Raw genomic sequence first — 22942 nt, 5'->3', positions numbered from 1 at the left:
TCAAGTGAAATAAATTCTAATTTCTGTTAATTAATTGTATTTATTGGGATTTTTATAAAAATATCGAGTTTAAAAAAATGTTATGGAATTACTATGTTTGTATTAATATTTAAAGGTGTTAAAATTTAAAACGATAGAAAATTACAGTTGTATAGGGGGTAATATTACTATGGAGTGGAAACGTTCCATATGCTTTTTAGCTATATTTTCTTTTATTTTTTCCTCAAGTACATCCGCACAAGCAAATGTTGTGGAACCAGCTTTAAAAAATGTACGAAGTTATAAAATTTATTATGGTGAAGCAAATGAGCAAGTAATTGAGAGACTTTCAAAGTATGACATGGTTATTATAGAGCCATATGCATTTACGAAAGAACAGGTTCAGCAATTAAAAAAATCAGGAACGGTAGTCCTTGGTTATGTTAGTGTTTTAGAATTAGAAGCATGGCATAAATCGCAAGTAGTTGAATCAGACTATTATTATAGAGACGGTAAGAAAATGAAGATTGAGCAGTGGAATACATATATTATGAACTTAGCTGATGAACATTACCGTGGGATTGTTGTTAATAAAGTAAAACAGCAAATTATTGGCAAAGGCATAGATGGGGTGTCTTTAGATACAGCTGGTGATATTGATGACTATTTTTATGATCAGCCAGCTACACAAGGAAAATTTCGAGAAGCATATGTAAATTTATTAAAAGAAATTAAAAGTGTAGATTCCAACCTGCTTCTTATACAGAATTGGGGATTTGAAACAATCAAAAATACATCCTTGAATTTTATACATGGTGTATTGTGGGAAGACTTCAATAAACAAGTTATTGCGAAAGATGAATGGAGTCAAAATTGGATGCGCTATTTTAAACAACAAAGTAATAAAATTGTAACGTTTACCGTTACTCCAAATAACGTATCTAAAAAATATAGCTCTATAAATGGATTTATTCCTACAATTAATCCGAATGATATTTATGATAAATAGCAATTGTTCGGAATAAGAGACTATCAAGATTGACTATGACAGTTTAGGTCAGTAATACGATTGTCTTATAAAGATGAATGTATGACTGACCAGCCTATTTTATCCCGCTATTTGTGGGCAGTAAAACTCCCACCTCAAAATCCAGGTGGAGCAAAGAAGTTAGGTTGCCCGTAAACGCCCGATTGGTGAGGGCTGATTAAAGTTTCACTTTATAATATTCTATGTTAGAAATTAGTAGAGTGAGGTAGGGGAAATGCATCATCCTACTAATTTTTCATAGAAATAAAAAACGTAATATTGAAAAGAATTCCAATACTTGTATCATGGTTAGAGTACGTTTATAATCAAGGAATCCTATTTAATGTTCTGATAGGGTTATTTATTATTGAAAGCGTTTTAAATCTGTTCTTTTTTAAGGTAGGAAGTCTGACTTATTTGGATTGAAAATTATGTATGTAGTTTTAAATAGGAAGAAAAATAATAAAGGATCACTTTATATTGTGGGGAGGTTAAAAGTGTGAAAGGGAAAGACTTTCACACGAATATATATGGGTTATGTAGGATTATTACTTTCAGGTGCAGCTTTATTTTTAAATAGTCTTGTTATATTGGGCAAAGTAGAGATGAAAAGCGCAGGTGTTTTTAATTTATTTGTGGGGGCATTACAAATTATCATTCCGTTCTATTTGATTATGATTTCTGATCAAAGTAATTGGACGGTATATTCATATGCAGCTACTTTTTTATTTGGTTTAACTTATTTATATGTAGGCGTTACTTTTATTAAAGGAATGGATAGTAGTGGACTAGGCTGGTTCTGTATTTGGGTAGCAATTATTGCTTTATTCTATATGGTTGTTTCATTTGTTCAATTCCACGATGTTGTTAATGCGTTAACATGGTTTATGTGGGCATTACTTTGGTATTTATTCTTTGTGTTAAATGCACAAAAAAAGAATATCAATCAATATCTTGGCAGAATTGCTTTTGTACAATCATGGGTAACATTGACGTTGCCTTCACTCTTTTATTTTATGGGAGTATGGGGAGAGGGATTCGTATATGAACTATGGGTTTATGTATCAGTAATTTCTATTTTATATTGCTGCTATTGTATTTTTAAATATCGAGTACGTTAAAGTATCGTATGTAAGAAAGCATGGAATCTTTATAATGATTCCATGCTTTTTGTTTATATGTAAGTTTATAATTAAGATGATATTTCGCAATTTTCTTTTTATAAAATGGGGGATGATAAAGGTGAAAAAAGTATTGGTTCTAGGGGGAACAAGGTTTTTTGGTAAGCAATTAGTAGAAACACTTTTGCAAGAAGGATATGATGTAACGATTGCTACGCGGGGAATTACCGAAGATTCTTTTGGGGATACGGTAAAAAGAATTGTAGTAGATAGGGAAGACGAAACATTACTGGCAGAGCGTTTAGAAGGTAAAAGTTATGATATTGTATACGATAACTTATGTTATAGCCCGAACGCCGCGAAAATTATATGTAAAGTATTACGTGGTAGAGTGAAAGAATATGTTATGACATCCTCAATGGCGGTATATGAGCCGGCATTAAACTTGCAAGAAGAGGACTTCAACCCGTATGAATATTCGATTACGTATGGAGATAGAGGGGATTTCACTTATAGTGAGGGAAAGAAATTAGCGGAAGCAGTGTTGTTTCAACAGGCAGCATTCCCAGTCGTTGCGGTAAGATTTCCCGTCGTTATTGGAGAAAATGATTATACGAAGAGATTACAGTTTTATGTTGAAAATGTTATGAAACAAGAATGTATTGTTGTGGATCGTGTAGATGGACAGTTGTCGTTCATACATGAAAAAGAAGCAGGAGAGTTTTTAGCATGGTGCGGAATGGGAAACATAGAAGGACCAATTAATGCTTGTAGCAACGGGGTAGTTTCTACTGGAGAAGTTATTCATTTCATAGAAGAAAAAACGGGAATAAAAGCACTTATTCAAGAAGTAGGAGATAATATAGCATCTTATAATGAAGTGACTAATTGTACGTTACATAATGGAAAGGCTCGTGAATTAGGATTTTCATTCCGAGAATTAAATACAGAAATAAAAAATGTTTTACAGCATTACATAAATAGATTGAAGTAATTATAAATCCCCCGGTGGCAATCCGGAGGATTTAGGAGGATTTCAACAATACTAGTTTTACATTACCAAATTTACCTTACATGTATGATGAATGCTAATGTATCACACCAATGTATGGATCTAGTTCATCATAGTCATATGAAAGATTGGGCAATTGAAATGAAGACGTGAAATTACCTCCTTTCCACCTAAAAAGTTGGTCTAGGTAAAAAAAGTTTACTTAAGTAAAAAGTGCACTTATTTTTTTCGGAAGTCAACAAAAATTCTAAAAATTTTCTGAAAAATATTACGATAAAAGTAACACTTTTGATTTCGTTTGTGACTCGTATCCTTTTTGCTTATACTGTAAAGTAGTAGTGTCTTGTTGAGATAGAAGGAGATTGTTTATGAGCAAAACGAAACAATTAATAGAGGAAGCAAGTAATTTTATTACCGTTTGCTATAAGGAACTTAATAAAGAGAAATTAATAAAAGAGCGTATGAACGAAATTTTAATAGAGATAGAAAAGACTGGAACGTATGAGCATACATTTGAAGAGCTTGTTCATGGATCACGAATGGCATGGCGTAATAGTAATAGATGCATTGGGAGATTATTTTGGAGTAAGATGCACATATTAGATGCGCGTGAAGTAAATGATGAAGAAGGTGTATATAATGCATTAATTCATCATATTAAATATGCGACGAATGATGGGAAAGTTAAACCGACAATTACGATTTTTAAGCAATATCAAGGTGAAGAGAATAATATACGACTTTATAATCATCAATTAATTCGATATGCAGGATACAAAACGGAAATGGGAGTGATTGGTGACTCACACTCCGCCGCATTTACTGATTTATGTCAAGGTCTTGGGTGGCAAGGAGAAGGTACACATTTTGACGTATTACCGCTTGTATTTTCTGTTGATGGAAAGGATCCTGTATATAAAGAAATTCCTAAAAAAGAAGTGAAAGAGGTACCAATTGAACATCCAGAGTACCCAATTTCATCACTAGAAGTAAAATGGTATGGGGTACCGATGATTTCAGACATGCGTTTAGAAATTGGTGGTATTTCTTATACAGCAGCCCCGTTTAATGGATGGTATATGGGGACTGAAATTGGTGCTCGTAATTTAGCGGATCATGACCGTTATAATTTGCTTCCAGCAGTTGCAGAGATGATGAATTTAGATACTTCTAGAAATAGTACGTTATGGAAAGACAAAGCGTTAATTGAGTTAAATATAGCTGTTTTACATTCTTTCAAAAAACAAGGGGTTAGCATTGTAGATCACCATACTGCCGCCCAGCAATTTCAGCAGTTTGAGAAGCAAGAAGTTGCTTGTGGACGGGTTGTAACTGGCAACTGGGTATGGTTAATTCCTCCGTTATCACCTGCTGCAACTCATATTTATCATAAACCGTATCCAAATGACATTATCTATCCTAATTTCTTCCATAAGTAGTTTGTAATATAAAGGTATCAATCGTGAAATTTAAATTTTTTTTAATTCCTATTAGATAGCAGTTGGAAGCCTTTACTTCTAGCTCTTTTAGCACGCCCTTTTTTGAAACGGCCATTTCCTTGTGTTATAATCAAATTTCTGTTTCGAAGACCTTATAGAAATATAAGGTCTTTTGTTTTGCGTTTTTATGTAAGAGGAATAGAATATTCTTTTAAAATAAAGGATTTAGCATATTTTTAGGGACAACATAAGTGTGTGAAATCACCAAAACATTATACTTATATAATTATTGTGTGTGGAATATAAACAATAAAACATAATGAAGTTGTTTTTTTAGATTGCTGAGGAAGGAGGAAGGTAAATGAGGATGAAGAGTCAAAAAACTGATTGGCCTGTATTTCTTATTAGTGGTGGCTCACTTTTATTATTTGTAATTGCAGTTATTTTAAATAAAAGTTACGTAGAGGGAGTCATTAATAGCAGTTTTACAGCTTCAATTAAATATTTTGGTGCTTTTTGGCAAGTTTTATTAATTGGTACATTTGTCGTTGCGATGGGTATGGCCTTTTCAAAATATGGGAGGGTTAAACTCGGGGGGCTAGATAAGCCTGAGATTAGTACGGCGAAATGGTTAGCAATTATTATGGCTACGCTACTTGCTGGCGGTGGTGTTTTCTGGGCAGCAGCAGAGCCGATGTATCATTTTATGACAGTTCCGCCAATACATGAAGGTGTATCCGCTGGAACGCAAGAAGCAGTCATGCCTGCTTTAGCACAAAGTTATATGCACTGGGGTTTCTTAGCATGGACGATTTTAGGGACAATTAGTGCAGTAGTTATGATGTATGGGCATTATCATAAAGGTATGCCGTTAAAACCTCGAACGCTTTTATATCCTATTTTTGGGGAGAAATTGCGAAAGAGTTGGCTTGGAACAATGATCGATGTGTTTGCAATTATTGCGGTAGCTGCAGGGACAATTGGTCCAATTGGATTTTTAGGACTACAAGCAAGTTACGGATTACAAGCATTGTTTGGAACTCCTGATGTGTTTACTACTCAATTAGCCATTATTGTTTGTGTAGTAGCTGTTTCTACTATATCTGCGGTAACGGGGATTGATAAAGGGATTCAAATTATAAGTGATTTAAATGTTAGACTAGCAATTTTATTAATGGCATTCGTATTATTATTTGGACCAGGTGGATTTATTATTGATTCATTTGTTTCTTCGTTTGGATTTTATATACATGAATTTATTCCAATAAACACATATCGTGGTGATACAGGCTGGTTAGGGTCGTGGACAATCTTCTTCTGGGGATGGTTTATTGGATATGGACCGATGATGGCAATTTTAGTGAGCCGAATTTCAAGAGGAAGAACGATTCGAGAAATAATCGTTGCAATTGGAATTATCGCACCTATTATTACAACGTTTTGGTTTACTATACTGGGCGGATCTGGTGTGTTTTATGAGTTAATGAAGCCAGGCTCTATCTCGGTGGCATTAAGTGAATCTGGTATGCCAGCAGCTATGATTGCAATTACGCAACAATTACCACTTTCTAATGTTATCGGACCAGCATTTCTTTTATTAACAATTTTATTTGTAGTGACAACAGGAGATTCAATGGCCCATTCCATTTCAATGGCAGTGACCGGAGATGGAGATTCTAGAATTAGCTTGCGAATTTTTTGGTCGCTTATTATGGGCGCAGTTGCAGCAATTCTTTTATATATGGGTGAGAGAAGTATTAATGCACTACAATCCTTTATTGTAGTGACGGCTGTTCCTGTATCAATTCTATTATTCCCGATGCTGTGGCTAGCACCTAAAGTTGCAGGGGAATTAGCATTAAAGCAAGGAATTGTAGAAGAAAAAGATAAAACAGCTTTCTTATTCCAGAAAGCTAGTAAATCAAAGTAAATAATAAACAAACATTGAAAAGAGGAAGCATCTTAAGTGAGATGCTTCCTCTTTTATGCTTAATCTAACACTTTTCCCTTTGTTTCGGGTACACATAATAGCATCGTAATCAATCCGATTGGATAGATAATAAAAATTAGGGACAACGCTCCAAGTAGATTGCCGCCCGTAGCGAGTAATCCAATAATAACCGGTCCAAATCCAGCTAACCCACGCCCTGTGCCAAAAATAAAGTTTTCTGCCGTAGAGCGAGCTTCAGCAGGATAATTTTCAGCTAAAATCGCTCCGAATCCTCCCATCATTCCATTTGCAAAGAATCCAAGTAGGGCACTTCCCCATAACAATGATGTCGCATCTGTGAATAGGAAGAAGTAAATGAGGCAGTATATAGTACCGCCAATATAATATAATGAAAATGTTTTGCGGCGGCCAATTTTATCGGCTAGAATACCAAAGGTTGCAATTCCAATTAGCATACCAATAGTAGAAATGAACATCCAACCGCTTGCTTTTGCTAATGTATAGTTATATTTATTCGCTAAAATAGTTGGCATCCATGTGAAAATTCCATAGTATCCGAAGTTCTGGATAAATGACATGATAATAAGACCAATTGTTGTTATTGTTACTTTTTTACTTGCAAATAACTTTCGAAGTGGGAACTTTTTCATTTGTTTTAGTTGTTCTGCTTCAGTAGTCGTTAAATTACCTTCATCTTCTTTTTGTAACAATTCCTTTTTGTAGCGTTGTTTTTGTTCCCATATTTTCGGTTCACTTAAACTTTTACGTACATAGACAGCTAGTAAAGCTGGAATTAGTCCAAATAAGAAAACAGCTCTCCATCCAAAATGCGGGACGATAAATGCTGGAAGGAGTGAAGCAACCAGGACGCCAAATTGCCAGCCAAGTGCAACAACTGATGTCGCTTTAGCGCGCATTTCTTTAGACCATGTTTCTGTTACGATGGCCATTCCAATCCCGAATTCACCACCAACGCCCATTCCAACTAAAAAGCGAAGAATTAATAATTGCCAATAATCTGTTGCGAAATAAATAAGTGCGGTTGCTAGTGAAAATAGTAAGATTGTAAAGGCCATTGTACGAATACGACCGAATAAATCAGCAATAAATCCGAATAAATAGGAACCAATTAACATCCCAATTGTTGTGGCTAATGTTAAGTTCCCTCCCTCGACAGGGCTAAGGTGAAATTCTTTTAGAATGTAGACAAGTACGAAAGATAAGAGCAACATATCTAATCCTTCTGCTGCATATCCTAGCGCAGAACCAAATAATGTTTTATATCTTTTTTCTTTCGTCTCCTCTGTTGTTGGTTGTACATCAGTAGTAATGTTCATTATTACTCCTCCTAATTTTCTTCTACAGTCGCTATGGAAGAATAACAAAAGGCCTTCTCACCTGATATGATGAGAAGGCCAAAAAGCATACGTAGCCCCCTTATAAGAGAACATATGTATATTATATTCCGACTTCCTTCTCAACCTCACGGGGTTGGGTTAAAGGACTGTATTATATTACTTTATTTTTAGCACTCTTCTACTAGATTGTCAAATAAAGGGGCGATTGTTATGTGTAAAATATTTCAAAAAGCATTTCATTCTTCTTGACGCACGCTTCATTATTTTCCCATAATAAAACTAACTAATATAAAAAGGAATGAATCACAGATGCTAAATTTAGTACTTATGATGATTGAACGCGTCGGACTTATTGTTATTTTAGGATTTTTACTTTCTCATATTAAAACGTTCCGGCGTCTTCTTCATAAGCAAGACGGATATGTAGATAAGTTTAAGCTTATTTGTATTTTTTCAGTGTTTACAATTGTGAGCAATTACACAGGGATTGAAATAGCAGGAAATACTATTATGAATGAAAATTGGTTACAAGGTGTTTCATCATCCAGCACAATTGCGAATACACGAATTATGGGTGTGGGAATTAGTGGGTTGCTAGGTGGTCCTATCGTCGGAATTGGAGTAGGTTCTATTGCGGGTATTCATCGTTATATGCTTGGCGGGACCACGGCAGTAAGTTGTGCAATCTCATCAATTTTGGCTGGGATTATAACAGGTTATATTGGATACATCTTCAAAAAATATAACCGTACTATTACACCTAAATTTTCTGCGGTTTTAAGTGTTTTTATCGTTACTTTAGAAATGCTTATGATTCTATTAATTATAGAAGATGGACTTAGTGTTGTGAAAACAATTGCGCTACCGATGATTCTTGTAAATAGTTTTGGCAGTTTTATTTTACTTTCGATGATACTAGCTATTTTACGACAAGAAGAAAACGCAAAAGCTTTACAAACGCATAAAGTATTACGAATTGCTGATAAGACGTTACCATATTTCCGCCAAGGGTTAACGGAAGAGTCTTGTAAACATGTGGCACAAATTATTCACCGCTTTACAGGAACAGATGCGGTATCCTTAACAGATACAGAGAAAATCTTAGCTCACGTTGGATTAGCATCAGATCATCATATTCCTTCACACAGTTTAATAACAGGTTTATCAAAAGAAGTATTAAAAACAGGGGAAATAATGAAGGCGAAATCACGTGAGATTATTAATTGTCAACATGAAGGGTGTCCATTACAAGCGGCAGTTGTTATTCCATTAACTTCACATGGAAATACGATAGGAACATTAAAACTTTATTTTAAAAACTCTAATCAATTAAGTCGTGTTGAAGAAGAGTTAGCGGAAGGGCTAGCGAAAATATTCTCCACACAGCTTGAGTTAGGTGAAGCTGAGTTACAAAGTAAGTTATTGCAAGATGCCGAAATAAAAGCGCTGCAAGCACAAATCAATCCGCATTTTTTATTTAATGCAATTAATACAGTATCAGCTTTATGCCGAACAGATGTAGAGAAGGCGAGAAAATTATTATTGCAGCTTAGCGTTTATTTTCGTTGTAATTTGCAAGGGGCACGACAATTACTTATTCCATTAGAACAAGAGTTGAATCATGTACATGCATATTTATCGTTAGAGCAAGCGAGATTTCCGAATAAGTATGAAGTGAAGATGTACATTGAAGAGGCGCTAAAGGTGACTTTAGTTCCACCATTTGTGCTTCAGTTATTAGTTGAAAATGCATTGCGCCATGCTTTTCCGAAAAAGCAGCCAGTGTGCCAAGTCGAGGTACATGTGTTTGAAAAAGAAGGAATGGTTCACTTTGAAGTGAAGGATAATGGACAAGGGATTGAGATTGAACGTCTAGAGCAATTAGGAAAAATGGTAGTTCCATCAAAGAAAGGGACTGGAACAGCTTTATATAATATTAATGAACGACTTATCGGGTTATTTGGGAAAGAGACAATGCTTCAAATTGAAAGTGAATTGGAGCAAGGGACAAAGATCCTCTTTGTAATTCCGAAAAAAGTAGAGGAGGAAAAACGGAGTGTTAAAAGTATTAGTAGTTGATGATGAAATGTTAGCACGGGATGAATTGAAATATTTATTAGAGCAAACAAAAGAAGTAGAGATAATTGGTGAGGCGGATTGTGTAGAGGATGCATTAGAAGAATTAATGAAAAACAAACCAGATATTGTTTTTCTAGATATTCAGTTATCTGATGATAACGGATTTGAAATCGCAAATATATTAAAGAAAATGAAAAATCCACCTTCAATTGTGTTTGCTACTGCATATGATCAATATGCGCTGCAAGCATTTGAAGTAGATGCATTAGATTACATTTTAAAGCCATTTGATGAAGAACGTATCGTACAGACATTAAAGAAATATAAAAAACAAAAGCAAATAAAATTAGAAACAAAGCAAGATGTAAAAAGTATAGATGTAACGACCGAAATGCATAAATTAGCATTACCGATTGAGGAATCAATTGTACTTGTTAACATTGAAGATATTATTTATGTAGGGCTTGTAGATGGGAAAGTAACTGTAAAAACAATGAAGGAAACATATGTAACACATGATACGCTCGTCATTTTGGAAAAGAAATTACCACAAACAATTTTTATGCGTGTTCATCGTAGTTTCGTTGCTAATATTAATCATATTTCTGAGATACAGCCGTGGTTTAATTCGACTTATAACTTAATTATGAAAGAGGGATCCAAGGTCCCGGTTAGCCGTACATATGCAAAAGAACTTAAAAAGCTGCTTCGTATTTAAGAAGCAGCTTTTGTATTTCACCGTATGATTCTTGTAATTGGCTGTATATATTTGACACTCTATTATGCAAACGCTTACTTAGGTGTTTATATCCTATAAAATAAAGGTACCAAATCAAAAGAGGTGGCCAAAATGAGCACAAAAAAAGTATATGGTTTTCTATCACAAATATTCGTTTTTTCAGCTATTATGTTAGTTTCTAATATTATCTCAACCCATTTACCAATTCCGATGCCTTCATCAGTAATCGGGTTAGTCGTTTTATTTAGTCTGTTATGTTTAAAGGTTATTAAATTGGAGCAAGTTGAATCACTTGGAACAGCTTTAACAGGTATTATCGGATTCCTTTTCGTCCCATCAGGTATTTCAGTTATTAACTCTCTTGGTGTAATGAGCCAATATTTCGTACAAATTCTAACTGTAATCGTTGTCGCAACAATTATTTTACTTGCTGTAACAGGTTTATTTGCACAATTCATTTTAGGTAAAGATGACAAAGAAACAAAAGATACAAAAGAGTTGAAAGTTGTAAACAAAGGAAGCAAACACGAAAAAGTCGCGTAACTATTTTAGACCATACATGGTTAGGAGGTAATGAACATGACAAGCACAATGACTCCATATTTCGGAATCGTCGTTTCATTAATTGCATACGGAATCGGAACGTTTTTATTCAAACACTCAAAAGGATTCTTCTTATTTACACCATTATTCGTAGCAATGGTATTAGGGATTGTATTTTTAAAGGTAGGTAACTTTACCTTTGAGGAATATAATACGGGCGGAAAGATGATTAGTTTCTTCTTAGAACCAGCAACAATCGCATTTGCAATTCCATTATATAAACAAGTTGATAAGTTAAAAAAATATTGGTGGCAAATTTTATCGGCTATCGTGGTTGGATCTATTTGTTCAGTGGTTGTTGTGTTCATTGTCGCAAAAGCAATTGGTCTAGATACAGCTGTAATGAACTCAATGTTACCGCAGGCAGCAACAACAGCAATTGCATTACCAATCTCTGAAAGTATCGGTGGTATTCCAGCAATTACATCATTTGCAGTTATCTTTAATGCAGTTATCGTATACGCATTAGGAGCTTTATTCTTAAAAACATTTAGAGTTAAACATCCGATTGCTAAAGGTTTAGCTCTTGGAACAGCGGGACATGCATTAGGGGTTGCTGTAGGGATCGAAATGGGTGAAGTAGAAGCAGCTATGGCAAGTATCGCTGTGACAGTAGTTGGTGTCGTAACAGTGGTGGTTATTCCAATGTTCATGCCGTTTGTTGGATGATAAAACTTACTTAAAAAAAATATAAAAGCAAGCTATTTGTAGGACGGATTTCTACTGATAGCTTGCTTTTTATGTTACAGTAGTGGTAAGACCTATTGAAGAATAAAAGTTTCCTTAAATCTTCATTAATACTGTGCATAATGCGTTTTGAAATAGGTCATTGTATTGTAAAATAAGAAGTAACATAATATATAGCACAATTAACGAGCGGTTAAGGTTGAAGATAAATTGCTCGCAATGGCTTTAATATTAAAGGATAATTATAAGTAGAGAATAGAGAGAGCTACTTGTTAAAGTTTTACTTTATAGGACAGGAGAGAGTACTCGTCGATTATGCAAATAAAAAACCTGTTTCAAAGCAAAGGATTTCAGAGGTTAATCGTATTAGTATTACTTGCTCTCATATTGTATGGGATGCAAAGTATGTTAAATTTAATTTTAATTACGTTTATGTTGACGTATTTAATGGATCGATTCCAAAAGTTTATTTCTCGTAAATTAGATCATTTCATGCCAATTAATCGGAAAATTATTATAGCGCTTTTATATGTAATGTTAGTGGCAGGAATTGCCATTACGCTATTTAAATATTTACCGGTATTAACAATACAAATTTCACAATTGATTTATCAATTCAATGTATTTTTAAGAAATCCACCTGATAGTGAATTAATTAAGTATGCAGTTAATGCTGTTAATCATATGGAGCTTTCTAAATATGTAGGGCAAGGCGTAGACATTTTGTATAAATCTATTACGAATGTTGGGAAATTTGGCCTTCAAGTTTTACTTTCTGTAATTTTGAGCTTATTTTTCTTACTTGAAAAAGCACGTATTGTTGCTTTTACTTCGAAATTTAAAGAAAGTCGACTTGCAATTTTTTATAACGAAATAGAGTATTTCGGAAAGAAATTTGCACGTTCATTCGGAAAAGTAATCGAAGCACAATTTTTAATTGCAATTGTTAACTGTGTTTTATCTGTTATCGCATTATGGATATTAGGATTCCCGCAATTACTAGGTTTAGCATTAATGATTTTCTTGCTTGGTTTAATTCCAGTGGCGGGTGTTATCATCTCGTTATTCCCACTCTGTATGATTGCTTACAATATCGGCGGTATTATGTATGTCGTTTATATTGTAGTTATTGTAACAGTAATTCATGCGCTTGAAAGTTATGTATTAAATCCGAAGTTTATGTCGCAAAAAACAAATTTACCGATTTTCTATACGTTTATGGTATTAATCTTCTCAGAACACTTCTTAGGTGTATGGGGACTAATTATCGGTATTCCTATCTTCATTTTCTTATTAGATGTCTTAGATGTGACAAGTGATGAAATGGAGAAGGACGTTGGAGCGAAATAAAGTGAAGCAAGAAATGAACTGTGCCCTATAAAATGGACAATTTAATAAAAAGACCTTTAAAATTATGCACTTAAAAGATGGTTCCGGTATTGTACCGGGGCCATTTTTTTGAGTGTCCATTGATAACAATCATAATTATAATCTTGCATATAATCCTATATTACCTGCCTTTCGAGTTCGTCTAACTTTTTTAAGAATGCCAGTTCCGCTTCTAGAAAAACAATACGAGCTTCTGCTTTCTTTAGCTCGTCATCAGAAGATAACATTTTTGTGGAAGGACGACCAGTACTTCCTTTTCCACGGCGTTCCGTATAGAATCCTTCTTCACCAAATTGTTCATACGTTTTTCTCCAACTTTTCAAACGTTGATTTGTTTTTTTACCAATGATCTCTAAATTGAATCCACTCTCCAAAAAGATTTGATTCGGACCTTTTCCAGCTTTTATTTTAAAATCTGCACAGTAGGTAATAGAACATTCTGATACCTTCACGACATTTTCGTTCTTCTCTAGTTGTTTCATTTGTATTTCATTAAAAATAAGTTTACTCATTTCCCGTACTTCACTTTTATCATTGTTTCCATTCTAACGAGGAATAAGTGTGAAAATACACAAAAACCCCGAATCATGGACTTTTTTAGTGTCCACGATTCGGGGGCAGTTCAATTAAACAAAAAACTTCTTTTTTATTACCTTAAAGACAATTGAACAATTGAATCGATATTCATATATATAGTTTAATGAATATATTTTATAACCTTAAAATTAAAATCCTTCTGGAAATGCTCTTGCTGCAAATTTGAATGAACCAACACCGCCATTATCATTATATGCAGAGATGGTATATTTTCCACTTGATACCCAATCTGACCAACTATTACTAAAGTAAAGTGTTTTTTGCGCTCCTGGACTTATACTTTCTCGATAAAGCGTATGGCCTGCTGAATTTATAAGTTTATAGTGTAAAGTACTTGGCCCCGTGTTTTGAATCCAGAATTTAAGATCATCGCCAGATTTATTCCAAAAATAACCAGTTCCAGAGCCGTTATTAAAGGAAACTGTTTGACTTCCTAATAATATTGATGAATACATGATGATTGAATCGTTACCATTTCCTGGATTAATTTCTGTTACTTCAGGAGTTTTATTCATGTTCACGTTCGTTTCTGGTACTGATGTTGATGCTGCAGCTGTCCCTGTTCCAATTAAAGATAAAGCGATTGCTGGTAATACTAGTAACTTTTTCATGCCATTAACTCTCCTTTTAAAGTAAATTAATACATTTTATAGTTTTGTTTTCAACAAATGTATTTGCAGTTTTATATTACTAGAATCCAAACAAAAAGTAAATATTTAAATATATAAATATAAAGTAAATATTTATTTTACTATTAATAAATAACACTTTCCGTTTTCTAGATTTCTCAAAAACTCATAAATAAAATCCACTTGATCTAATCCATTATAGTCAAATACGTAAAAATCATAGATTAAATATGAACACTGATTTTAAAATGCCCTTTACAAGGGGTACAGATTAAAAAAGCATCGATATTCGATGCTTTTTCTTTTATAACATGGTGTTTCTTATGCCATACTGTAAGGAGAATATAGAATAGGGGTGAAATAATGGCTGTAAATGAAAAGGTAGAATTAGCTACATTTGCTGGAGGATGTTTCTGGTGCATGGTTTCGCCATTTGAAGAGATGGAAGGGATTATACAAGTTGTTTCAGGCTATATAGGTGGTCATACAGAGAATCCAACGTATAAAGAAGTGTGCTCGGAAACAACGGGACATTATGAGGCAGTACAAATTACATTTGATGCAAACAAAATGCCGTATGAAGAGTTGCTTCAAATATATTGGAGACAAATTGATCCGACGGACGTCGGCGGACAATTCCACGACCGTGGACAGTCTTATGAAACGGTGATTTTTTATCATAATGAAGAACAACATAAAAAGGCAGAGACTTCAAAAGAAGAACTTGCGAAGAGTGGGCGCTTTTCCAAGCCAATTGCGACAAAAATATTGTCGGCTACTACATTTTATCCAGCTGAAGAATATCACCAAGGCTATCATAAGAAAAACACATTCCGCTATGAGTTATACCGTAAAGGATCGGGGCGAGATGCTTTTATTAAACAACATTGGCCAAAGAATAATGCTCATTTAAAAGAAAGATTAAACGAGATGCAGTTTTATGTAACACAGGAAAATGGAACTGAACCGCCCTTTCAAAATGAATATTGGAATCACAAAGAAGAAGGGCTTTATGTAGATATTATTTCGGGTGAACCATTATTTACTTCTTTTGATAAGTTCGATAGCGGCTGTGGATGGCCGAGTTTTACGAAACCAGTTATGTCAGCTAGTGTGAAAGAAAAAATGGATGTTAGCCATAATATGACGCGTACGGAAGTGAGAAGTAAGGAAGGAGATTCACATCTAGGGCATGTATTTCCAGACGGCCCAGGACCAAGTGGTCTTCGTTACTGTATTAATTCAGCGGCGCTACGTTTTATTCCAAGAGAAGATTTAGAGAAAGAAGGATATGGTGATTTCCTAATTTTGTTCGGAAATAAAAAATAACCTCGCGGTCAGCGAGGTTATTCTTTTATTTTACTTTTTTCTTTTTAAATTTGCTTAGTGCTTCATAAACGATTGGAACAATAAGAAGTGTTAATAACGTTGAACTTGTTAATCCACCAATTACTGTTACGCCAAGTCCTTTAGAAATTAAGCCGCTACCTTCAAATCCTAATGCAAGCGGGATAAGAGCCCCGATTGTTGCAATTGCAGTCATTAAAATAGGGCGCAGGCGTGTTGTACCAGCTTCTAATAATGCTTCACGTGTTGATAGGCCGTCATTTTCTTTATGAATAACACGGTCAATGAGCACGATTGCGTTCGTTACAACGATACCAATTAGCATAAGAGCCCCAATCATCGCAGATACACTTAACGTTTCGCCAGAGATTAATAAGGCAACGAGTGCACCAATGATTGTGAATGGTAGCGAGAATAAAATTGCGAATGGTGCAAGGGCACCGCCAAATGTAACAACAAGAACGAAGTATACAATGGCAATCGCAGCTAACATCGCTAAGCCAAGTTGTTTGAATGATTCTTGAATATCTTGTGTAACACCGCCCATAGAAACATCTACGCCAGAAGGAAGATCCATCTTATCTACTTCTTTTTGAACAGCGGCAGATGCTTTTGAAACGTCATCAGATGTTAATTTCGCACTCACCGCCGCATAAACACGGCCATCACGATGTGTTACTGTGTTAGAAGTTTCACCTTCTTTTACAGTCATAACATCTTTAACAGCAACTTCATTACCAAGTGGCGTTGTAATTTTACGATTTGTTAAGTCATCGATCGTTTCATAGTTTTGTTTTTCAGTTTCTACATATACATTTATATCTTTACTGTCTTTTTTAATTGTTGTTAGAACAGGGCGATCATGTTGATTCGAAAGTCCCATCCCAATTTGAGCAGCAGTTAGCCCCATTTTACTTAACTTTTCTTGATCAGCGACTAAAGTATATTCTGCATATGTTTTTGCAACACTAGAGTCTACGTCTTTTAAATCTTTATTTTTCTTCATGATATTTTGAATGTCTTTCACGACAGGCTTAATTTCTTCAGAGCTATCTCCATAAACGTATAGCTTAATTTCGTTACTACCGCCACTTGCTCCGAAATCTTGGTTTTTCCATTCACCTTTTCCAGACATCTTTTGTAAATCTTTAACGACTTGTTCTTTCTCTTTTTCAAAGTTTTTCGTATCGTTATCATATTGAACGAAGAACATTGCTTGATTTGATTGACCAGGGCTCATTGGGTTTTCGCCACCTAATGAGAATTGAATTGTTTTGACGTCTTTTTTATCTTGGAAATGCTTCTCAGCTTTCGTTGCGATTTTTTCAACGTCTTCTAATGTTTGACCTGGCTCAGGATTGTATGTTGCAATGATCATTTTTTCTTCTTCAGATGGTAAGAAGCTTACACCGATAATTGGCACAAGTGCAAGACTACCAACTAATAGAAGGACAGCGATACTTGATGTAATAATTTTATGATTTAACGCCCATTCAAGTATACGTTTATAGCCGTTTGCTAATTTGCTTGGTTTTTCCTCATGATGTACTTCTTTTTCTCTCATGCTTTCCTTCTTGAATAAGGAATGTGCTAGCATCGGTACAATTGTAACTGCCACAAGTAAGGAAGCGAGTAGGGCAAAAACAATTGTTAAAGCAAATGGTAAGAACATTTCACCAATCATACCTTTTACAAGCCCAAGAGGTAAGAATACAGCAATTGTTACAATTGTAGAAGACATAATTGGGATAAACATTTCTTTCGTAGCTTCACGAATTAAATCTTTTCCACGTAATTTTTCTTCTGATAACGACATACGTCGGTAAATATTTTCAATAACAACAATGGAGTCATCGACGACACGTCCGATAGCGACTGTCATTGCTCCAAGTGTCATAATGTTAAGCGTAATATCCATTTGTTTTATGACTAAAACTGCAATTAATAGAGAAAGTGGTATAGAAACGACAGAGATTAGCGTTGTTCGAATGTTTCGCAGGAACAACATAATAATAACAATCGCAAAGATAGCACCGAAAATAGCTTTGCTAAGCATTGTTTCGACTGATTTTTCAATAGGCGCACCTTGATCGAATGTTGAAATAATCTCTAAGTCTTTATATTTTTTCTCAAGGTCTGTTACTTTATCTTTAACCGCATTTACAACATCAACTGTATTCGCATCAGCAGCCTTCACAATTTGAATTCCGATTGCTTCTTTTCCATTTGTTCGAGAAATAGACTCTGCTTTTCCGACTTCTTTAATATCAGCAATCTCTTCTAATGTAACCGTTGGTATGCCGTTCATAGCGGCTGGATTCATCTGTGATGTTTGTGTTCCAGCACCAGCGTTTTGATTACCTTGACCATTCGGTGATGAAGGGATAGCTGGAATTTTCAATTCTTTTAATGCTTTAATTGTTGTAATGTTACCATCGACAACAACTGATTTTTCCGTATCTTTAAATGTATATAAGCCAAGTGGTAACGATACGTCCGAACCTTTAATAATATTTTTTACGGTATCTTCACTTAAACCTAATTCTTTCATCTTATCTTTTTTGAAGACAAGCTGTACTTCGTCTACTTGTTGACCTGCGATTTGAACAGATGCGACACCATCAAGTCCTTTTAATCCAGGAACAACATTTTTTTCTACATTTTCTGTTAAGGCAGCTAAAGATTCATTTTTACTTGCTACGCTTAATGAAATAACAGGAAAGGCATTAAAGTTTACTCGTGAGACTTTCGGGTCTTTCACACCTTCGGGCAGTTTCACGTTTGCGAGCGATTCTTTAATTTCCGTTTCGGCTTTTTCCATATTTTTATCAAAATCATATTCTACCTGAATAGAAGATGCGTTTTGATAAGATGATGAACTAACAACGTTTACACCACTTAAATTTTGGAGTTGCTCTTCCATTGGTTTTGAAATTTTATCAGCTACTTCTTCTGGTGTAGCACCAGGATAAACCGTAGTTACTGTTACAATAGGCGTTGTAATATCAGGGATTGTTTCTAACTTCATATTCATCCCAGAATAAATGCCTGCAATGGTAACAATAATGGTTAGTAGCCAAACCGCGAACTTATTTTTTAATGAGAAATTGATGAGTTTGTTCATGTTTGCGCTCCCTTTTTATTGTATTGACCAACTGGTCAGTCTAATACATAATATAACTGACTGGTCGGTCAGTAGTCAATGAAAAGAGATGGTATAATGAAGTTAAACTGTAAGGGGGGAGATTTTTTACTATTCCTTACTGAATCATTAGCTTTTATTAATTGAGCTTCTATATAGATAATAGGCCTCAAAATAATTTTTTTGTCACGTTAAATTTTTGGGTAGGGGTCTTGCTACTTGCTAATATAAGATTAAATTGAATTTAAATTTACATAAGATGCGAAATTAAGTTTAGGAGAGAAGATATGAAAGAAAAAGAGCGCTTAATTATAGAGATGGCTATGAAGTTATTTGCGACTAAGGGTGTAAATGCAACATCAGTACAAGAGATCGTCACAGCTTGTGGTATATCAAAAGGGGCTTTTTATTTGTATTTTAAATCGAAAGATGAGCTTTTATTAGCAACACTTCGATATTATTATGACAAAATCCAAAAGAAAATGCTGGATATTGAAAAAGAGTCGTTATTACCACGTGAAAAATTTGAAAAACAATTATATTTTCAGTTTACTGATGTGCAAAAACATAAAGAATTTATTATTATGCATGCAAGAGAAAATGCGATTCCATTTAATAAAGAAGTAGAAGAGTTTATGGTGCGGATGAAGTTAGAATCTCATGCATTTTATCGGAATAGCCTACTGTCTATTTATGGTGAAAAGGTCAGTCCATATTTATTAGATTTGGTAATTATGGTGGAAGGGATATGCCACGGTTATTTACAATTAATTATTTTAAATGAACCGGAAATTGATTTCTCTCATGTTTCTTCATTTATTTTAAAAAGAGTAGACGATTTAGTAGAAGGGCTTCTAGAATCTTCGGAGGAGCCTGTTTTAAATGAAGAAAAGATGGGGGAGCTTTTTTGTAGCTCAGAGCTTATTAAAGAACAAGTGAAAGAGCATTTTTTAAATGAAATTATTATATTAAAACGAACATTAGCAGACCAACTGGAAAATGATGAGGTTTTAGTCACTTTAGATGTTTTAGAATCTGAAATGAGAGTTCAAAATCCGAGGATTCCAGTTATTCGAGGGATGCTAGCGAATTTGGAAGCGTATAATGATTTGAATGATTTTAGATTGAGGTTAGCCCGATATTACTATATAAATTGAGACTGTAATCAGTGGGATTCTAATCCCACTGATTACAGTTGAAAATAAGTTTTTATTTTACATTTTGAAATTTATACATGTCACCATAAACGTTGGTGTCATTGTATATAAACAATACAATATCTGCATTTTGTTCTTCTAGTTGCTGTTTCACACTTTTTCCTTGCGTGTAACGAGGATCAATAAAAGTTGTTTTAGCAAAATTACGTGCAAATAAAGGATATGTAGCATCAGCATACGAATCTTTTAAGATAACAAGGTGTAAATCGTTGTCTGCCTTTTCATTAATGATGTTTATTTCAGGGAAATCCGTTTGATAAAAACTAGCATATCCAGGAGCAGGAATATCTTTTTCTTTTCCGTAAAACTGAGCCATAGATTCCTTAGCAGTATCCTCTTTAATAGCACCATAGTAAACTGTGTAGTCGTCCCAAGATTCACCCGAATTATAATGGACATATGGAATTTGTACAGATGAAGTATCAATTAAGCGGTACAATTGATTATTCCAGCTACCAACAAACTTTCCTTTCGGTTTTTCCCAGTTAATGGTGTAGTCGTCTTTCTTTATTGGTTGTCCTTTATATTTGTTTGAATGAGAATTAATAAAATTCATCGTATCCTCATACGCATAAAAGGCACCTTCCATATTCCAATGATGGTCTGTAGTTAAATACATTCGTTCTAGTTCTTTGTTAGTAAATCTTTCTTGAAACATTGGTAATACATCAATAATAGGGAATTTCGTTTCTGCCAACTTCTCAGCAAGGTGATCCCTAAGTATTTGTTCGTACCCAAGATTTAGGTAAGAGGGAAGCTTATATTGTAACGCTGTTTGCTTACTAGGAACTAAAGAAAAATAGAATTCTGTTTGTGGAAAATCTTTTTTCAAAGTATTTAATTCATGAACCCCAGCATCAACATCGTTTAAATGATTTTCCATATTAGGTCTATTAAAAATAAATTGATCGTTTGTAACATGAATGTTGTTTACAAATGTTCGATTCATAGACAGTTGGAACTTTATATAACTTTCAAGAAAGAAATCTCTAGGTCCAATATGATCTGTAAAATATGTTTCGATACCTTTAAATAATTCTCCAGTTTTTATAGTGGAAGCGCTTACGTCAGGTCTAATTGCTAAGTTTCTGTTCTCAAATTCAGAAAATGTCTTTTTATCTATAAGGTTAACTTTTGCCGTCCAAATACCCACTCCAAAAATAACTGTAAGAAACCCCATTATTAAAGTGAGGTTTTGAAATTTTTTCATAGTGAACCTCCTTTAAAAACGGAAATAAATAAATGGATTATAAGTTGCATTTGTTAGGAATACTAAAACAATGACTAAAATACTTAAATAATAAACGGGCGATAAAATAGAAAATCTTTTTGTTGATAACACTTTTTGTAACCACGGAAATACGGGTGCTGCAGTAATAATAGCTAATAGGAAAACGCCCCAATAATTCATTATATAGAAATAACTATTAATATCTGTTAACTTACCGTTAAATCCGAACATGGATTTTAAAAATTCAAGGCAATAACTGAAATTATCTGCGCGGAAAAATACCCATCCAATAATAACTAAAAACATAACGTAAATATGTTGGAGAGGACTCCATAATTTTTGAAGTAGGTTTTCAAGTCCTGCTTTTTCAAGTGCAATTAGAACGCCATAATAAATACCCCAAATCATAAAGGTCCAACTGGCACCATGCCAAAAACCGGTTAATCCCCATACGATGAAGAGGTTACGATAAACTTTCCAAGTTGTAACGCGATTTCCTCCAAGAGGAATATAGACATAATCGCGGAACCAAGAACCGAGCGAAATATGCCAACGACGCCAAAATTCAGAAATGGATTTTGAGATATATGGATAATTAAAGTTTTCTAGAAAATCAAATCCAAACATCTTTCCTAATCCAATTGCCATGTCGCTATACCCAGAAAAATCAAAGTAAATTTGTAGTGTATAGGCAATGGCTCCCATCCAAGCTAATGATACACTCATATCAGAAGGATTCATTGCGAAAATCTCATCGGCTATAGCACCTAATTGGTTAGCAATTAAAACTTTTTTACCTAAACCAATAATAAATCGGCGAACTCCTTCAGAGAATTTTTCGGCATCAACAGTTCGCTGGTGTAATTGGTGAGAGATTGTATTGTAACGAACAATTGGTCCTGCTACTAATTGTGGAAATACAGTAAAGTATAAAGCCAAATCAAAGATATTTCGTTGAGCATCGACTTTTTTCTTATAAATGTCGATAATATAACTCATCGCATGGAACGTGAAAAATGAAATACCAATTGGTAAAGGTATTTTTTCAAGAATAATATTGGTATGGAAGATAGAATTAATATTATCCACTAAAAAGTTTGCGTATTTAAAATACCCTAAAATAGCTGTGTTCATTACAATTGCAAATGTTAATAATAGTTTTCTTTGCCCATTTGTGAAGCGACTATTCCCTAACAAGATACCAAACCAATAGTTAACAAAGATTGAGAACAGCATTAGGAAAACATAAATGGGTTCGCCCCAAGCATAAAATACTAAACTAAAAAATAATAAAACTATATTTTGTAGTTCTTTGCGTACAGCATAATAAATTATGAGTACAGTAGGTAAAAATAAACATAAAAAGACAAGGTTACTAAATACCATTTCAATTAA

Annotated in this window: 19 protein-coding genes; 12 read left to right on the top strand and 7 right to left on the bottom strand. The window is 34.2% G+C overall.

The genetic code is table 11. The features are described 5' to 3' along the window. The first annotated feature begins 169 nt into the window (after nucleotides 1-169). The 5 genes from MHI07_RS25775 to MHI07_RS25755 all read left to right on the top strand — a co-directional run bounded on the left by MHI07_RS25775 (nucleotide 170) and on the right by MHI07_RS25755 (nucleotide 6508). Entirely contained in the window at nucleotides 170-988 is an 819-nt protein-coding gene (locus MHI07_RS25775) for an endo alpha-1,4 polygalactosaminidase (RefSeq protein ID WP_340826839.1), read from the top strand. A gap of 548 nt (nucleotides 989-1536) precedes the next feature. Next, a complete protein-coding gene (locus tag MHI07_RS25770; RefSeq protein WP_000542579.1) occupies nucleotides 1537-2127 on the top strand; it encodes an AmiS/UreI family transporter in 591 nt (196 codons plus the stop codon). Nucleotides 2128-2239: 112 nt separating this feature from the next. Next, nucleotides 2240-3121, top strand: coding sequence for an NAD-dependent epimerase/dehydratase family protein (locus MHI07_RS25765; RefSeq protein ID WP_215580321.1), 882 nt, complete (start codon nucleotides 2240-2242; stop codon nucleotides 3119-3121). 386 nt (nucleotides 3122-3507) lie between these two features. Next, nucleotides 3508-4578, top strand: a complete 1071-nt coding sequence (locus tag MHI07_RS25760) for a nitric oxide synthase oxygenase (protein WP_340826836.1) — start codon at nucleotides 3508-3510, stop codon at nucleotides 4576-4578. Between the two features lie 361 nt (nucleotides 4579-4939). Then, nucleotides 4940-6508: a BCCT family transporter gene (locus MHI07_RS25755; RefSeq protein WP_340826835.1), complete on the top strand. Its 1569-nt coding sequence runs from the start codon at nucleotides 4940-4942 to the stop codon at nucleotides 6506-6508. 59 nt (nucleotides 6509-6567) lie between these two features. On the opposite strand, the gene MHI07_RS25750 is transcribed toward MHI07_RS25755, so the two are convergent. Further along, entirely contained in the window at nucleotides 6568-7866 is a 1299-nt protein-coding gene (locus tag MHI07_RS25750; RefSeq protein ID WP_016106785.1) for an MFS transporter, read from the bottom strand. Between the two features lie 330 nt (nucleotides 7867-8196). On the opposite strand from MHI07_RS25750, the gene lytS reads away from it, so the two are divergent. The 5 genes from lytS to MHI07_RS25725 all read left to right on the top strand — a co-directional run bounded on the left by lytS (nucleotide 8197) and on the right by MHI07_RS25725 (nucleotide 13345). Then, entirely contained in the window at nucleotides 8197-9966 is a 1770-nt protein-coding gene (gene lytS / locus MHI07_RS25745) for a two-component system sensor histidine kinase LytS (protein WP_002113187.1), read from the top strand. Beyond that, nucleotides 9944-10684, top strand: coding sequence for a LytR/AlgR family response regulator transcription factor (locus MHI07_RS25740; protein ID WP_002159687.1), 741 nt, complete (start codon nucleotides 9944-9946; stop codon nucleotides 10682-10684). The genes lytS and MHI07_RS25740 overlap by 23 nt, the downstream gene beginning before the upstream one ends. Nucleotides 10685-10816: 132 nt before the next feature. Beyond that, a complete protein-coding gene (lrgA, locus tag MHI07_RS25735; protein ID WP_340826833.1) occupies nucleotides 10817-11248 on the top strand; it encodes an antiholin-like murein hydrolase modulator LrgA in 432 nt (143 codons plus the stop codon). Nucleotides 11249-11284: 36 nt separating this feature from the next. Next, nucleotides 11285-11977 (top strand): antiholin-like protein LrgB, encoded by a 693-nt coding sequence (lrgB, locus tag MHI07_RS25730; RefSeq protein WP_088079793.1) that lies wholly within the window; start codon nucleotides 11285-11287, stop codon nucleotides 11975-11977. Nucleotides 11978-12310: 333 nt separating this feature from the next. Further along, complete coding sequence (locus tag MHI07_RS25725) at nucleotides 12311-13345, top strand: AI-2E family transporter (protein WP_215580319.1); 1035 nt, start codon at nucleotides 12311-12313, stop codon at nucleotides 13343-13345. 62 nt (nucleotides 13346-13407) lie between these two features. On the opposite strand, the gene MHI07_RS29430 is transcribed toward MHI07_RS25725, so the two are convergent. The 3 genes from MHI07_RS29430 to MHI07_RS25715 form a co-directional block, all read right to left on the bottom strand. Continuing rightward, a complete protein-coding gene (locus MHI07_RS29430; RefSeq protein ID WP_213020128.1) occupies nucleotides 13408-13494 on the bottom strand; it encodes an IS3 family transposase in 87 nt (28 codons plus the stop codon). Nucleotides 13495-13500: 6 nt separating this feature from the next. After that, nucleotides 13501-13896 (bottom strand): HTH domain-containing protein, encoded by a 396-nt coding sequence (locus MHI07_RS25720; protein WP_213020126.1) that lies wholly within the window; start codon nucleotides 13894-13896, stop codon nucleotides 13501-13503. A 213-nt stretch (nucleotides 13897-14109) separates the two neighbouring features. Continuing rightward, complete coding sequence (locus tag MHI07_RS25715) at nucleotides 14110-14592, bottom strand: hypothetical protein (RefSeq protein WP_215580317.1); 483 nt, start codon at nucleotides 14590-14592, stop codon at nucleotides 14110-14112. A 381-nt stretch (nucleotides 14593-14973) separates the two neighbouring features. Here MHI07_RS25715 and msrB point away from each other — a divergent pair, with 381 nt between their 5' ends. Beyond that, entirely contained in the window at nucleotides 14974-15939 is a 966-nt protein-coding gene (gene msrB / locus MHI07_RS25710; protein WP_340826829.1) for a peptide-methionine (R)-S-oxide reductase MsrB, read from the top strand. A gap of 25 nt (nucleotides 15940-15964) precedes the next feature. Here msrB and MHI07_RS25705 read toward each other — a convergent pair whose 3' ends face one another. Further along, nucleotides 15965-19081, bottom strand: a complete 3117-nt coding sequence (locus MHI07_RS25705) for an efflux RND transporter permease subunit (RefSeq protein ID WP_340826828.1) — start codon at nucleotides 19079-19081, stop codon at nucleotides 15965-15967. A 305-nt stretch (nucleotides 19082-19386) separates the two neighbouring features. Here MHI07_RS25705 and MHI07_RS25700 point away from each other — a divergent pair, with 305 nt between their 5' ends. Then, complete coding sequence (locus MHI07_RS25700; RefSeq protein ID WP_215580312.1) at nucleotides 19387-20256, top strand: TetR/AcrR family transcriptional regulator; 870 nt, start codon at nucleotides 19387-19389, stop codon at nucleotides 20254-20256. A gap of 52 nt (nucleotides 20257-20308) precedes the next feature. Here MHI07_RS25700 and MHI07_RS25695 read toward each other — a convergent pair whose 3' ends face one another. Beyond that, nucleotides 20309-21526: an alginate O-acetyltransferase AlgX-related protein gene (locus MHI07_RS25695; RefSeq protein ID WP_340826826.1), complete on the bottom strand. Its 1218-nt coding sequence runs from the start codon at nucleotides 21524-21526 to the stop codon at nucleotides 20309-20311. 12 nt (nucleotides 21527-21538) lie between these two features. Further along, nucleotides 21539-22933, bottom strand: coding sequence for an MBOAT family O-acyltransferase (locus tag MHI07_RS25690; protein ID WP_340826825.1), 1395 nt, complete (start codon nucleotides 22931-22933; stop codon nucleotides 21539-21541). Nucleotides 22934-22942: the final 9 nt, after the last annotated feature.

This window comes from Bacillus sp. FSL H8-0545 (assembly GCF_038006105.1).
Lineage (GTDB): Bacteria > Bacillota > Bacilli > Bacillales > Bacillaceae_G > Bacillus_A > Bacillus_A cereus_U.
This window is presented reverse-complemented; position numbering and strand designations above follow the sequence as displayed.

Coding starts and splice junctions, on each gene's coding strand:
- MHI07_RS25725 (WP_215580319.1), top strand. CDS start 12,311: ATGCAAATAAAAAACCTGTTTCAAAGCAAAGGATTTCAGAGGTTAATC.
- MHI07_RS25755 (WP_340826835.1), top strand. CDS start 4,940: ATGAGGATGAAGAGTCAAAAAACTGATTGGCCTGTATTTCTTATTAGT.
- MHI07_RS25705 (WP_340826828.1), bottom strand. CDS start 19,081: ATGAACAAACTCATCAATTTCTCATTAAAAAATAAGTTCGCGGTTTGG.
- MHI07_RS25775 (WP_340826839.1), top strand. CDS start 170: ATGGAGTGGAAACGTTCCATATGCTTTTTAGCTATATTTTCTTTTATT.
- MHI07_RS25695 (WP_340826826.1), bottom strand. CDS start 21,526: ATGAAAAAATTTCAAAACCTCACTTTAATAATGGGGTTTCTTACAGTT.
- MHI07_RS29430 (WP_213020128.1), bottom strand. CDS start 13,494: ATGCAAGATTATAATTATGATTGTTATCAATGGACACTCAAAAAAATG.
- MHI07_RS25770 (WP_000542579.1), top strand. CDS start 1,537: ATGGGTTATGTAGGATTATTACTTTCAGGTGCAGCTTTATTTTTAAAT.
- lrgA (WP_340826833.1), top strand. CDS start 10,817: ATGAGCACAAAAAAAGTATATGGTTTTCTATCACAAATATTCGTTTTT.
- MHI07_RS25700 (WP_215580312.1), top strand. CDS start 19,387: ATGAAAGAAAAAGAGCGCTTAATTATAGAGATGGCTATGAAGTTATTT.
- MHI07_RS25760 (WP_340826836.1), top strand. CDS start 3,508: ATGAGCAAAACGAAACAATTAATAGAGGAAGCAAGTAATTTTATTACC.
- lrgB (WP_088079793.1), top strand. CDS start 11,285: ATGACAAGCACAATGACTCCATATTTCGGAATCGTCGTTTCATTAATT.
- MHI07_RS25750 (WP_016106785.1), bottom strand. CDS start 7,866: ATGAACATTACTACTGATGTACAACCAACAACAGAGGAGACGAAAGAA.
- MHI07_RS25765 (WP_215580321.1), top strand. CDS start 2,240: ATGATAAAGGTGAAAAAAGTATTGGTTCTAGGGGGAACAAGGTTTTTT.
- msrB (WP_340826829.1), top strand. CDS start 14,974: ATGGCTGTAAATGAAAAGGTAGAATTAGCTACATTTGCTGGAGGATGT.
- lytS (WP_002113187.1), top strand. CDS start 8,197: ATGCTAAATTTAGTACTTATGATGATTGAACGCGTCGGACTTATTGTT.
- MHI07_RS25690 (WP_340826825.1), bottom strand. CDS start 22,933: ATGGTATTTAGTAACCTTGTCTTTTTATGTTTATTTTTACCTACTGTA.
- MHI07_RS25720 (WP_213020126.1), bottom strand. CDS start 13,896: ATGAGTAAACTTATTTTTAATGAAATACAAATGAAACAACTAGAGAAG.
- MHI07_RS25715 (WP_215580317.1), bottom strand. CDS start 14,592: ATGAAAAAGTTACTAGTATTACCAGCAATCGCTTTATCTTTAATTGGA.